The 13090-nt window shown below is 61.5% G+C and carries 13 protein-coding genes; 7 read left to right on the plus strand and 6 right to left on the minus strand.

Translation table 11 applies throughout. The features are described from left to right. Positions 1–59: 59 nt before the first annotated feature. The 4 genes from AB6809_RS12370 to AB6809_RS12385 all read left to right on the plus strand — a co-directional run bounded on the left by AB6809_RS12370 (position 60) and on the right by AB6809_RS12385 (position 5240). Positions 60–1148 (plus strand): ABC transporter substrate-binding protein, encoded by a 1089-nt coding sequence (locus tag AB6809_RS12370; RefSeq protein ID WP_006046707.1) that lies wholly within the window; start codon positions 60–62, stop codon positions 1146–1148. Positions 1149–1260: 112 nt separating this feature from the next. Then, positions 1261–3030, plus strand: a complete 1770-nt coding sequence (locus AB6809_RS12375) for an ABC transporter permease (protein ID WP_371026745.1) — start codon at positions 1261–1263, stop codon at positions 3028–3030. Further along, positions 3023–4090, plus strand: coding sequence for an ABC transporter ATP-binding protein (locus AB6809_RS12380; RefSeq protein WP_371026746.1), 1068 nt, complete (start codon positions 3023–3025; stop codon positions 4088–4090). The genes AB6809_RS12375 and AB6809_RS12380 overlap by 8 nt, the downstream gene beginning before the upstream one ends. Positions 4091–4136: 46 nt before the next feature. Further along, a complete protein-coding gene (locus AB6809_RS12385) occupies positions 4137–5240 on the plus strand; it encodes a porin (RefSeq protein WP_310400654.1) in 1104 nt (367 codons plus the stop codon). Between the two features lie 205 nt (positions 5241–5445). Here AB6809_RS12385 and AB6809_RS12390 read toward each other — a convergent pair whose 3' ends face one another. The 6 genes from AB6809_RS12390 to AB6809_RS12415 form a co-directional block, all read right to left on the minus strand. Continuing rightward, a complete protein-coding gene (locus AB6809_RS12390) occupies positions 5446–6390 on the minus strand; it encodes a copper resistance D family protein (protein WP_371026747.1) in 945 nt (314 codons plus the stop codon). Then, positions 6390–6764 (minus strand): copper homeostasis periplasmic binding protein CopC, encoded by a 375-nt coding sequence (gene copC / locus AB6809_RS12395; protein ID WP_006046702.1) that lies wholly within the window; start codon positions 6762–6764, stop codon positions 6390–6392. Before copC ends, AB6809_RS12390 begins: the two co-directional genes overlap by 1 nt. 64 nt (positions 6765–6828) lie before the next feature. After that, complete coding sequence (locus AB6809_RS12400; RefSeq protein ID WP_029965854.1) at positions 6829–7188, minus strand: copper-binding protein; 360 nt, start codon at positions 7186–7188, stop codon at positions 6829–6831. A gap of 66 nt (positions 7189–7254) precedes the next feature. Then, positions 7255–8556, minus strand: coding sequence for a multicopper oxidase domain-containing protein (locus tag AB6809_RS12405; protein ID WP_029965856.1), 1302 nt, complete (start codon positions 8554–8556; stop codon positions 7255–7257). Continuing rightward, positions 8553–9968, minus strand: a complete 1416-nt coding sequence (locus AB6809_RS12410; protein WP_371026748.1) for a TolC family protein — start codon at positions 9966–9968, stop codon at positions 8553–8555. The genes AB6809_RS12405 and AB6809_RS12410 overlap by 4 nt, the downstream gene beginning before the upstream one ends. Beyond that, positions 9965–10267, minus strand: coding sequence for a hypothetical protein (locus AB6809_RS12415; protein WP_371026749.1), 303 nt, complete (start codon positions 10265–10267; stop codon positions 9965–9967). Before AB6809_RS12415 ends, AB6809_RS12410 begins: the two co-directional genes overlap by 4 nt. Before the next feature lie 264 nt (positions 10268–10531). On the opposite strand from AB6809_RS12415, the gene AB6809_RS12420 reads away from it, so the two are divergent. From AB6809_RS12420 to AB6809_RS12430, 3 genes are all read left to right on the plus strand, one after another. After that, positions 10532–10756 (plus strand): hypothetical protein, encoded by a 225-nt coding sequence (locus AB6809_RS12420; protein WP_157140563.1) that lies wholly within the window; start codon positions 10532–10534, stop codon positions 10754–10756. A 233-nt stretch (positions 10757–10989) separates the two neighbouring features. Beyond that, the gene (locus tag AB6809_RS12425) at positions 10990–11661 is read left to right on the plus strand and encodes a heavy metal response regulator transcription factor (protein WP_006046695.1); all 672 of its coding nucleotides are present in this window, start codon (positions 10990–10992) and stop codon (positions 11659–11661) included. Then, on the plus strand, positions 11658–13058 hold the full coding sequence (locus AB6809_RS12430) for a heavy metal sensor histidine kinase (RefSeq protein WP_371026750.1): 1401 nt from the start codon (positions 11658–11660) through the stop codon (positions 13056–13058). The genes AB6809_RS12425 and AB6809_RS12430 overlap by 4 nt, the downstream gene beginning before the upstream one ends. Positions 13059–13090: the final 32 nt, after the last annotated feature.

The raw sequence follows: 13090 nt of genomic DNA on the forward strand, positions 1-13090 counted from the left end.
GCGCGCGTCTCTTACCATTCGCCTTCACAAAATCAACATGATGTTTTCTGGAGGAAGACGTGCATATCTCTTTAAAGCTTCTCGCCGCCGCTGCCGCATTCGCCGCACATTCGACGTGGGCAGCGTTCCCAGCCGGCTATCCGGGCGATTATCAGGCCACTGTCGACGCAGCGAAAAAAGAAGGAAAACTGATCGTCTACTCGGTCACGGACACCGCGCTCGTGCGTCCGCTGATCAAAGACTTCGAAAGCCTGTACGGCGTGAAAGTCGAGTACAACGACATGAACAGCACCGAGCTGTACAACCGCTACATCAGCGAAAACGCGGCGAGCAGCACGAGCGCCGACGTGCTGTGGAGCTCGGCCATGGACCTGCAGGTGAAGCTCGTCAACGACGGCCTGATGGCGACTTACGAATCGCCCGAGGCGAAGCAGTTGCCGCAATGGGCGCAGTACCAGAAGCAGGCGTACGGCACGACCTATGAACCGCTCGCGATCGTCTACAACAAGCGCCTTTTGTCCGCGGGCGAAGTGCCGCAGACGCGCGCGGACCTCATCAAGCTGCTGCAATCGAAGCCCGATCAGTTCAAAGGCAAGGTCACGACGTACGACATCGAGAAGTCCGGCGTCGGCTTTAACTATCTGACGCAGGACGCGCGCGTGAACCCGCAGGTCACGTGGGATCTCGTCAAGGCAATGGGCGCGACCGGCCCGAAACTGCAATCGAGCACGGGCGCGATGATGGAGCGCATTTCGTCGGGCGAGAACCTGATCGGCTACAACATTCTCGGCTCGTATGCGCTCACCAAGGCCAAGAAAGATCCCTCCATCGGCTATGTCTATCCGAAGGACTACACGCTGGTGGTGAGCCGCCTCGTCACCATTTCGAAGAAGGCGAAAAGCCCGAACGCCGCGAAGCTGTGGGTCGACTATCTGCTGTCGCAGCGCGGCCAGACCCTGCTCGCGAACCAGGCGAGTTTGTTCTCGATTCGCTCCGACGTGGAAGGCGAAACGTCGATGGCCGGCCTCACGAAGCAGCTCGGCGATTCGTTAAAGCCGATTCCTATCGGCGCGGGCCTGCTGGTTTATCTCGATCAGTCCAAGCGCCTTGAATTCCTCAAGCAATGGCAACAGTCGATCAAGCGCTAAACCCTCGCGCCTGACACAGAGGCGCACACGTTCGCGCCGCCACGCGCGAACGTCTCTGCTTTTTCGTTGAACACCTGCCGATATGCGGCTTTTGCGCCGCAGGGGGACACTCATGCTTTTTACTAGCGCAACCGGGCCTCGCGACGCCGCGCCGCTCGCGGCTGACGACGGCCCCATCGGCGCGTTGCCGCGCGGCCGTCTGCAACCGTTGGCGGGGATGCTGCGCTGGCTCGTCGTCGCCGTGCTGACGGTCGCCGTGGCGCTGCCGCTCGGCTTCATCCTGTTTCAGAGCGTGCTCAATGCGCCTTTCTTCGACGCCAACCGCACGCTCGGCCTCACCGGCTTCGAGTTTATCTTCAGTGATCCTGATTTCTGGTCCGCGCTGAAGAACTCGTTCGTGATCGCGAGCGGCATGCTGTTCATTTCGATTCCGCTCGGCGGCATTCTCGCGTTCCTGATGGTTCGCACCGACCTGCCCGGCCGCCGGTGGCTCGAGCCGTTGCTGCTCACGCCTGTCTTCGTTTCGCCGATGGTGCTCGCGTTCGGCTACGTCGTCGCGGCCGGCCCGGTCGGCTTCTATTCGGTCTGGTGGAAAACGCTGTTCGGCAGCGCCGAAGCGCCGTGGACCGTGTACTCGATTCTTGCGATCACGGTGATCGTCGGCCTCACGCATGTGCCGCACGTGTACCTGTATTCGTCGGCGGCGCTGCGCAATCTCGGCTCGGACGTCGAAGAAGCCGCGCGCGTCGCGGGCGCGCGCCCGTTTCGCGTCGCGCTCGACGTGAGCCTGCCGATGACCTTGCCCGCCCTGCTCTTCGCAGGCGTGCTGGTGTTCTTCCTCGGCTTCGAAGTATTCGGCCTGCCGCTCGTGCTCGGCGACCCCGAAGGCCACCTCGTGCTCGCCACTTATCTGTACAAGCTCACCAACAAGCTCGGCGTGCCGTCGTATCACCTGATGGCCGCGGTCGCCGTGTGCATTGTCGCGATTACGTTTCCGCTCGTGCTGCTGCAACGCAGCCTCCTCAACCGCGCGAACCGCTTCGTCACCGTGAAAGGCAAGGCCGGACGTCAGACCGTGCTGCCGCTTGGCGCATGGCGTTGGGTCGCGCTGGCGATCGTCGCGCTGTGGCTCTTGTTGACCGTGTTCGTGCCGATCTCGGGCATCACGCTGCGCGCGTTCGTCACGAACTGGGGCGAAGGCGTGAATCTCGCCGACGTGCTCACGCTCGCCAACTTCACCGAACTGTTCGAACAGGACAACCTGGTTCGCGCGATCCTCAACACGCTCGGCATCGGCATATTCGGCGGCGCGCTCGCGGTGGGCTTCTATTCGCTCGTGGCGTTCGCCGGCCATCGCCGCAACGACTGGGCGACGCGCCTGCTCGATTACCTCGTGCTGCTGCCGCGCGCCGTGCCCGGTCTGCTCGCCGGCCTCGCGTTCCTGTGGATCTTTCTCTTCGTGCCGGGCGTGAAAGAGCTGAAGAATTCGATGTGGAGCATCTGGATCGCGTACACGGTCGTCTGGCTCGCGTACGGCATGCGCCTGATTCAAAGCGCGCTGCTGCAAGTCGGCCCCGAACTCGAGGAAGCGGGACGCAGCGTCGGCGGCACGCGTGCGCGCGTGAGCCTCGACGTGACGCTGCCGCTCGTGCGCTTCGGCCTGCTCGCCGCGTGGCTACTGATCTTCATGATCTTCGAGCGCGAGTATTCGACCGCCGTCTATCTGCTGTCGCCCGGCACCGAAGTGATCGGCGCGCTGCTCGTGTCGCTGTGGGCGACCGGCGCGGTCGATCAGGTCGCGGCGCTTTCTGTCATCAACATCGCGATGGTCGGCGCCGGGCTCGGCGTGGCCCTGCGCTTCGGAGTGAAACTTCATGGATAAGCTCTCGGTCGACAACCTCTTTCTGAGCTATGGCGATAACCCGATTCTCAAGGGCGTGTCGTTCGAACTGAATCCGGGCGAAGTGGTGTGCCTGCTCGGCGCGTCGGGCAGCGGCAAGACGACGCTGCTGCGCGCGGTCGCCGGTCTCGAGCAGCCTTCGTCGGGGCGCATCGAACTCGACGGCAAGGCGTTCTTCGACGGCGCCACGCACGCCGATCTGCCGGTCGAGCAGCGCTCGCTCGGTCTCGTGTTTCAGTCGTATGCGCTGTGGCCGCACCGCACCGTCGCGGAAAACGTCGGCTATGGATTGAAGCTGCGGCGCGTGTCGGCGGCCGAGCAGAAAAAGCGCGTGCAAGGCGCGCTCGATCAGCTCGGTCTCGGTCATCTGGCTGCGCGCTATCCGTATCAGCTTTCCGGCGGCCAGCAGCAGCGCGTCGCGATTGCGCGCGCGCTCGTCTACAACCCGCCCGTCATTCTGCTCGACGAACCGCTGTCGAATCTCGACGCCAAACTGCGCGAGGAAGCGCGCGCCTGGCTGCGCGAACTGATCGTGTCGCTCGGTCTCTCGGCGCTTTGCGTGACGCACGATCAGACCGAAGCGATGGCGATGTCCGACCGCATCCTGCTGCTGCGCAATGGCCGTATCGAACAGGAAGGCACGCCCGCGGAGCTGTACGGCGAGCCGCGTTCGCTTTACACCGCGGAATTCATGGGCAGCAACAACCGTATCGACGCGCGCGTGGCCGCCATCGACGGGGAGCGCGTGACCTTGGCCGGCGACGGCTGGCAATTGCAGGCGCAAGCGCGCGAAGCGCTGACGGCCGGCCAGCAGGTGCAGGCGGTGATTCGCCTCGAGCGCGTGCAGGTCGCCGACGGTCCGGGCGCGAATCGCCTCGAAGCGGACCTGATCACGTCGATGTATCTAGGCGACCGCTGGGAGTACCTGTTTCATTGCGGCGAACTGCGTCTGCGCGCATTCGGCAACGTGCCGCGCGCGGCCGGGCGCCACTGGATCGAATTCCCCGCGAACGATTGCTGGGCGTTCGCCCACGCGAGCTGACGCACTCACCCACCGAAGTAAAAAAACCAGCTACAGGAGACTGTCGATGAAGTTGAGCATCAAAAGAACGACCTTCGGCGCGAGCCGCGCAGGCCTCGCGTATTTCGCGGGCTTTGCGGGACTCGCCGCATTCGCGACCGGCGCGCACGCGCAATCGAGCGTGACGTTGTACGGCATCGTCGATGCGGGCGTCGAATACGTGAATCATGCGAGCGCGGACGGCGGCGCAACGCGTCTCGTGTCGGGCGGCAAGAATACGTCGCGCTGGGGTCTGCGCGGCGTCGAGGATCTCGGCGGTGGATTGAAGGCCGTGTTCCAGTTGGAAAGCGGCATCAACATCGCGAACGGCCAGTTCGACGACGGCCCCGGCGCGATCTTCGACCGGCGCGCGACCATCGGCCTGAAGAACCGCTTCGGCCAAATCACGCTCGGCCGCAATTTCACGACCACGTACGACTACATGCTGCAGTTCGACCCGATGGGTTATGCGCCGAACTACTCGTGGGCGACCTCATCCACGGCAACGGGCGGCCGCAAGGACGGACTGTTCTCGCGCTCGGCCAACGCTGTGCGCTACGACGGCACTTTCGCCGGCGTTAAATTCGGCGCGATGTACGGCTTCGGCAATGTGCCCGGCAGCATGAAATCGAGCTCGAAATACGACTTCGGCCTCGGCTACGAGAACGGCCCGTTCGCCGCCGTGGTTACCTTCGACCGTCAGAACGGTGCGAACGACAGCGTCACGCCCGCGGACACCACCAACTACATTCAGGGCATTCATGCCGGCTTGAGTTACGACTTCGGCCCGGTCAAGGCAATGGCCGGCTATCGCAACTATCGGCGCACCTTCCACACGGCCACGCCGACGCTGCGCAGCGACATGTACTGGATCGGCGGTCAATACGAAGTGACGCCGTTCTTCTCGCTGTTCGGCGCTGTTTATCATCAGGACATCAAGAACGCGAGCGACGCCGACCCGACGCTCTTTTCGCTGCGCGGCCAGTACGCGTTGTCCAAGCGCACGGTGCTGTATCTCGCGGGTGGCTATGCGATGGCGAAGCATGGCAACGCCGTCAGCCTGTCGCGCGATCTGACCGGCGCGGCGGATACGCAAGCGGGTGTGACGGCGGGTATCCAACATCGGTTTTGAGCGGCCGAGTTTAGTTCGCGCGTGACTTGCGACGCGAATACATGGCGCTCCGCCGCGATCAGCGCATCGTGGCGGAGCAAAAAAAGGCCCGACGCGCGGCCGAGCCTGTAAAAGATGGAAGCGCCAGTGCACGGCGATCATTCGACAAGACATGAAGCCGCTGCACAGACACCACCATCTGCGTGGACTGGTAAAAAGTTTTCCGTCAGGAAGAAGTCCCCGGTAAAGGACTCGAAACGAGAACCGCGGCGACAATAAGCACACCGGCCAGCACGACCGACTCAACCTGAAGTACTCGCGCAAAGCGCTTCAATGCAACGCGCGACTGCATCGCATGCGAGCCCTTCAATGACATGAGTACTTTCGGCATTTCAACGATCCGGTTATGTCCTCCAAGCGCCGCTGCAATCAGCACAAGCGCGAGCTTAAGCACAAGAACCTGCCCGTAAGTCGACGTCCAGAGATTGACGGGACTGTTCACGCCGCGCCAACCGTTGTACGTGCCCGTGATAGCCAGCATCGCGAGCGCAACAGTGGCTGCGTTTGAAAGCGATTGCACGAATGCCGCGCTATTGGGCGCGTCGTCTTCCGGGGCCTTGCCTATTCGCGGCACGACGATACTGGCCGCCACAAGCACGAGGCCGACCCATACGCTGATAGCAAGCACGTGTACCCAGTCGGCCCATACCGGCGGCGAAAAAGTACCGGCATCGACCGGATGTCCCGTATTGCTTCTCGCGAGGGCCGCGCCCGCAGTGGCGAGTGCAATGACGACTGCGTATGGTCCACGCTTATGCACGTTCACCAGCAGAAGCAGAAAAACGATCAGCAACAGAACACAGTTGACGAGCCAGGCATGACCGAACCCGGTCTCCTTCAGCATCGATACGACTGCCGGCCCCGCTTCAAACAAAGACGATTCACTCATCAGCGCGCAGTGAGCCCAGAATGCCGCGAAGCTCGAAAGCAATACAACTAACGCCGAAATCCTCATGGTCGTCAGGAGTCGCCGACTGACGCCCGACTGCCATCGCGACGCGCGTCGCGACAACCACATGTCACTCAGCATCGCTCCGATAAGCACGGCAAAGCTCACGTTTTGCAGCGCTACCGATATCAGCCGGACAACGCCGAGGAAGCCTTCGTTCATCACTTCACCGCAAATGTGTAGATGCCTTTTGTCTTGTGCGCGTCATGCGTCATCACAGCCCATTGCACGGTGTAAGCACCCGAAGCGAGCTTCGGGATCGCGACGGCCAGTACGCGCGGATTGGCGGCGTCGACGGTTGCTTTTTCTTTGGTAACAGGCGCGCCGCTCGCATCGGCGACCTTGATCGTGCTGAACGATGATTCGAGGTCCTCGTTGAACGTCAGCCTGAGTAAGTCGGGCGATACATCGACTGTGCTGCCCGCCGCCGGCGTCGCCGTTTCCAGCTTGCCGTGCGCAAGCGCGAGCGCGGGTGAAAGCATGAGTGCAGTGGTTGCCACCGCACCAAAGAACGTTTTTCGCATGTTGGTATTCATGATGTTGCCTCCCGGAATTTAACCAGGGCGCCGTGCGTGCGTCATGGGCGGCGCCCATTGCACGTCACTGCTTTTGCAGGCTCGTCACGGTCAGTGAGCCATCGACTTCTTCGGCGACGAAATCGATCTTGTCGCCGACGTTCACCTGAGACAACATCGCCGGGTCTTTAACCTTGAAAACCATCGTCATGGCTTCCATGCCAAGGTTCTCCAGGGGACCGTGCTTGATGGTGAGTTTGCCCGCGGCGGTATCCACCTTTTTAACTTCGCCATGCGACATGCTTTCGTTCGCGTCCGCGTTCACGTCCGCGCTTTGCTGTGCGCCACTCGCCATGTTCATGCTTCCCATATCGCCGGCTGCATAAGCGGTCGCGGAAACCGAAACAGCACAACACATTGCAATGAAAGCCACTACGTTCTTCATACGTTCCCTCAACAGTCAAAGTGATAAAAAATCCGGCCGAGTCCAATCATCCGGCTTCGGGCTAAATCAGCTATCCGGCATTTCGCCGGTGTACTCGTACGCCACGGTGCCCTTCGGGTGTTTGAACCAGCCGGGGTCGCGATAGTCGTTGCGGCCGAGACCGTCGCGCACTTTCACGACACTGAACATGCCGCCCATTTCCAGCGGGCCAAATGGACCCGTACCCGTCATCATCGGCAGCGTGTTGTCCGGCAGCGGCATTTCCATATTGCCCATCGCGCCGCCCGTCGCGCCCATCGCCATGTAGTCCGGCACCAGCTTGTTGATGCGCTTCGCGAGATCTTCTTGCGGTACGCCGATCAGGTTGGGAACCTGATGCCCCATTGCATTCATCGTGTGATGCGACTTGTGGCAATGAAACGCCCAATCGCCGGGCCGGTTAGCGGTGAACTCGATCGCGCGCATCTGACCGACCGCGACGTCGGCGGTGACTTCGGGCCAACGCGCGGACGGAGGAATCCATCCGCCATCGGTTCCTGCCACCTCGAAGCTGTATCCGTGAAGATGGATCGGATGATTGGTCATCGTCAGATTGCCGAAGCGAATGCGCACCCGGTCGCCGGTGCGAACGGGCAATGGATCGATGCCCGGAAACACGCGCGCATTCCACGTCCACATGTTGAAGTCCGTCATTTCGTTCACGCGTGGCGTGAAGCTCCCCGGGTCGATGTCGTAGGCCGACATCAGGAACACGAAGTCGCGGTCGACCGGCATGACGCCGCGATCCTTCGGATGAACGATGAACGTGCCCATCATGCCCATCGCCATCTGCACCATCTCGTCGGCATGCGGGTGATACATGAATGTGCCGTGTTTCTCGAGCTGAAACTCGTAGACGAACGTCTTGCCAGGCGGAATATGCGGTTGCGTCAGACCGCCGACGCCGTCCATTCCGCACGGCAGCAGCATCCCGTGCCAGTGAACGGTCGTGTGTTCCGGCAGCTTGTTGGTCACGAAGATGCGGACCTTGTCGCCTTCCACGGCCTCGATGGTCGGGCCAGGCGCCTGGCCGTTGTAGCCCCACAGATTTGCCTTCATGCCCGGCGCCATTTCGCGCACGACCGGCTCGGCGATCAGATGAAACTCCTTCCATCCGTTCTTCATGCGCCACGGCAGCGTCCAGCCATTGAGTGTGGCAACGGGCGTATAAGGCCGGCCATTGGGCGGGACGAGCGGCGGCTGCGTGGCGGTTTTTTGCATCGTTGGCGCTTCTGGAAGCGAAGCCGCGCCCGCCTTGCTGACCAGCGCTGCACCGAGCAGCGCGGCGCCTGAGCCGCCAAGAAAATTTCGACGTGACACCATGTTCATTTACCTTCTGAATTCGTCGGCGACGCCGGTTGAGCTGCGGACATCGCGGCAAGCGGCGGAAGACGGCCACCAAGCGACTGCTGAAGGTCCGTCTCGGCAACCCAGTAATCTTTCAGCGCATCGATATATCCGTTGACGGCCGCGACCTGATCGCGCGAATCGGCGAGCAGTTCGAACACGCTCGCGAGCATGCCGTTGTAGCGCAGCAGCATTTCGTCAGAGATGGTCTTGCGCACGGGCACGACTTCGTCGCGGTAATGCTTCGCGACGTCATAGCTCGTGACGTAAGCGGAATACGACTCGCGTACTTCGGAGCGTGCATCGATTGCCGTCTGTGCAAGCCGGTTAGCCGATTGCATATAGATGGCTTCGGCGCGTGCGGTCTTTGCACTGCCCCAGTCGAAGAGCGGAATCTCGACGCTGATTTCGTAGCCGCGCTCATGTCCCTTGTCGGTCTCGAAGTTGTTGAGATAACCGACGTCGAGTGCATTGACGAAGCGCGTTGCTTTCGTCAGTCCCAGAGAACTGGCAACGCTTTCGGTTCTCAGCTTCGCGGCCTGAATGTCCAGCCGATTTCGCATCGCAAAGCTCTCGAGATCGTCGAGTTGAGGCTTTTCCTTTGGCAGTTCCGGCAGACGGTCGGGTAGTTCGAATTGCGTTCCCGAACCCCATAAGCCGATCGCGCGCGTGAGCTTCTCGCGCGCCATGACTGATTGCTGCCGGGCCTTTGCGAGTTGCGCGACGGACTCGGCATAAAAGGCCTGCTCGCGCGCGTAGTCGAGTCTGCTGAAGTTGCCCGCCTGGCGCATGCGCAGCGCGAGTTCCGCGCCGGCTTCGGCCGAGTCCTTGACCTGCTCCGCGTAGAGCGCAGCCTGTTGCGCAGCCACCGCGTTCACATAAGCCTTGCGGGCGTCGGCGGCCACGGCAAGCATCGCATTGGCCGTCTCGAGCTTCGTCTGCTCGAACCGCCGGCCTTCGACGCGTGTCGCCAAAGGCAGCGTAAGCAGACTGAGCACGCCCATCGAGAAAGTACGGCTAATGCCGAATCCATCGCTCCAGTGCGTTCTGCTGAACGTGAAGCCTGGATTCGGCAGACGGCCCGCCTGCACGAGGTCGGCCTCCGAGACGCCCAGTTCTCCGTAAGCCGCCTGAAGCCCGCGGTTGTTCAGCAGCGCGAGTTGCACCGCGTTGTCCATGTCGAGCGGCTTTGACAGCAGTTCCCGCGTACGCTTGAAAACGGCTTCGCGGTCCTCGTCGGTCTTCACATAGACCGCATCCTTGCCGAGCCGCTGCGATGCAGTCGTCGATACGGCGCCGAAGCCGCCGTCGTTTGAAAACGTTGTGCAGCCGGTGAGCAGAATCGCCGCGACGGCGATGCACGCGACGCGGGTCTGCGCGAGGTGACGCATCATTTGGAGTCGCCTCCCTGCTCGGAACCGCTTTCGCCGGCCGATGCCGCATTCGCGTGCTGCCCGTGTTTCGCGTGTTTCGCACCAGTCGCTGCCCGGCTCGGTGCGACTTCGCGATTGAGCTGTTGCCAGCTCGGCGCTTCTCCATCGCGCCAGGGCTTGTAACCGTCGAATGCCGACGACGTTGCAGGCGGCGGCACCGAAGCTCCCGCATCGGCCGGGTCGGGCAAGGTCGTCGCGGCGTGCACGAGCAGCGGCAACGCCGCGGCCGCGCCAAGCAGCGCCACAGAAATTTTTCGCATGAGTTGTTCTCGTCGTGAATCATCCGGAGGCCGGTTGCCGGTCTCCAGGAACATGCCCGTTGCAGCGAACGGCTGCGAGGGCGCGGACTAGACGAGAATCGAGCGGGGAGGTCGTTCAATGCCGCCCGTCAGGAACGACACGACGGGCGCGGAAGAAGACGGGGACAAGAAGAAGTGAGCGGTTTGAGCCGTGGGCGGCAGGATCGGCACGAACAGCATGACTGCACCGGAACAGCACGATGCGCAGGTTGCGCACGCGTGCGCTTGATGACCATCGTGGTGATGATCGCCGCTTGCGTGAAGATGCTCTGCACCGGACATGGCTGCATGATGCTCGCCGCCTTCCGGCGCAACATGCGCACTATGATGATGCGCCTGGCCGACGCCACATTTCATCGCGACGGCCGCGAACGACTGAGCCGGAAGGCTCAGTGCAAGCAGAACGACGATGAAGAGTTTGCGCCAGTAGTACATGGGGCCGGAGTCTAGCACGCGATTTTGGGCGGTTGTAAGCTGAAACGTGTCAACGCGTAACGGCACGGCCGACGCTCAGGACCAAAGCTTACTGCGGGCCTTCTGACGCCGCGATGGCCACGAGATGACTGATTTTTCATGCTCGCGAAGATGAAAAAAATGTCATGCTCCCGTCATCTCACGACTGCCGAGCCATGTCTAAGCTGACCACACTCCCCTCCTTCCGCGAAAAGATGAACCGTTGACCGATGCGCATACTCATTATCGAAGACGAGCCGAAGATGGCCGCCTATCTCAGGAAGGGATTGGTTGAGGCCAGCTTTACGGTGGACACTGCCGACAACGGCGTCAACGGTCTGTTCCTCGCGTTGCACGAGGAATTCGATCTGATCGTACTCGACGTGATGCTTCCCGGAATAGACGGCTTCGAGTTGCTTCGGCGGCTGCGTAAGGAGAAGCAGACGCCGGTTCTTCTGCTGACCGCGCGCGACACGGTGGCGGACAAAGTCGAAGGTCTCGAGTTGGGCGCGGACGACTATCTGTCGAAGCCTTTCGCCTACGCCGAGTTCCTCGCCCGAATCCGTTCGCTGCTGCGGCGGGCGCCACGCGCGGTCAAGGACGTGCTGCGCATCGCCGACATGGAAGTGGACTTCATCAAGCGCCGGGTGAAGCGCGGCGATCTGCGCATTGACCTCACGGCGCAGGAGTTCTCGCTATTGCAATTGTTAGCCGAAAGGCAGGGCGAAGTACTGACGCGCACCTTCATCACGTCGCAGATCTGGGACATGAATTTCGACAGCGATACCAATGTCGTCGATGCCGCGGTCAAACGCCTGCGTGCAAAAATCGACAACTCGTTCGAGACGAAGCTGTTGCACACGGTCCGTGGAATGGGCTACGTACTCGAGGATCGTTCGTGACCGCGAGGAAGGTTCCCTATTCGCTTCTCAAGCGATTGACCGCTGCATTCGCGGTAGCGGCCCTTATCGTATTTGCGCTCATGGGTGCATTCCTTTATCGCTCGCTGTCGCAGGAATTGCAGCGGCGCGACGACATTGAGATTATCGGCAAGCTCGCGCAGTTTCAGCAGCTCGTGCGCGATGCCGGATCGATCGACGCCGTTAAAGCGGCGCCGGCAATTTTCCATGAAGTGCTGCTGTCGCATCCCGGCGTCTATCTCGGCATTTTCGACGCGCAGAATCGCGTGCTGGTAGAGCACGTTGGCCAGGAACATCTTGATCTTGCGGCTGCGTTTTCCGGCAAGCACGCTGGCGGCAGTCCGTTCACCTGCGAGATCGCGTCAATAGGTTCATCGCGTTGCATCTTCTCCGCGGCAACGCTGCCGTCGCATGAAACCGTGCGTGTGGTGCTGGTGCGCGCCGCCTCCGACCGGCAATCGCTTCTCAAGAGCTATCGCGTCGACGTGCTGATTGCCGTCGCGCTCGGTGCTGCTCTCGTGGGCACGGTCGGCTATGCCGTTACGCGGCGAGGACTTTCGCCGGTAAAAAGCATCGGCCGTCAGACTTCGCGCATCGAGGCTCACAACCTGAGCGAGCGGCTCGATATACACGGCGGACCCGTCGAGCTTCAGGCTATTGCGCTGTCGGTCAACCGGATGCTCGACCGGCTGGAACGCGCATTCGTGCGTCTGTCGCAGTTCTCATCCGACCTCGCACACGACATGCGAACACCGCTCGCCAATGTCATCAGTTCATCGCAGGTCACGCTGTCTCGCACGAGAACCATCGACGAATACGAAGCACTGATCGACTCGAATATCGAAGAGTGCGAGCGGCTTCAGCGGATGATCGAGAACATGCTGTTTCTCGCGCGCAACGAAAACGCGCAGCAGCTTATTCACGTCGTCAAACTGGACGCAACGAGCGAATTAAGCCGGCTCGCGTCGTACTTTCAGGGCCTCGCGGAAGAAGCCGGCGTGAATCTCGCCGTGGATGGAAATGCACAATTATCCGCGGATGCGACGCTGTTCCGGCGCGCTGTCAGCAACCTGATGTCCAACGCACTCGACCATGCTTTTGCGGGCTCTTGCGTCGAGTTGCGCTCGTTCGAATCGCCGAAGTACTCCGTCGTCGAAGTAACCAACCGGGGGCATGCGATTGCGCCGGAACACGTCGAGCGGATTTTCGAACGTTTCTATCGCGTCGACGCGTCGCGGCACCGTTCGGCGCGAAACGCGGGTCTCGGCCTTGCTATCGTCAAATCGATCATGGAATTGCATCGTGGCAAAGTCGAGGTCGCGAGCAATGACGAGCGCACCACTTTCACGTTGTACTTTCCGCGTCCGGTCGACGTATAGCCAGTTCAGAAGTTTCCCAAGCAGGAGGTTGC

Origin of the sequence: Paraburkholderia sp. RCC_158 (genome assembly GCF_041355255.1) — a bacterium.
In the GTDB taxonomy this organism is placed as follows: Bacteria; Pseudomonadota; Gammaproteobacteria; order Burkholderiales; family Burkholderiaceae; genus Paraburkholderia; species Paraburkholderia graminis.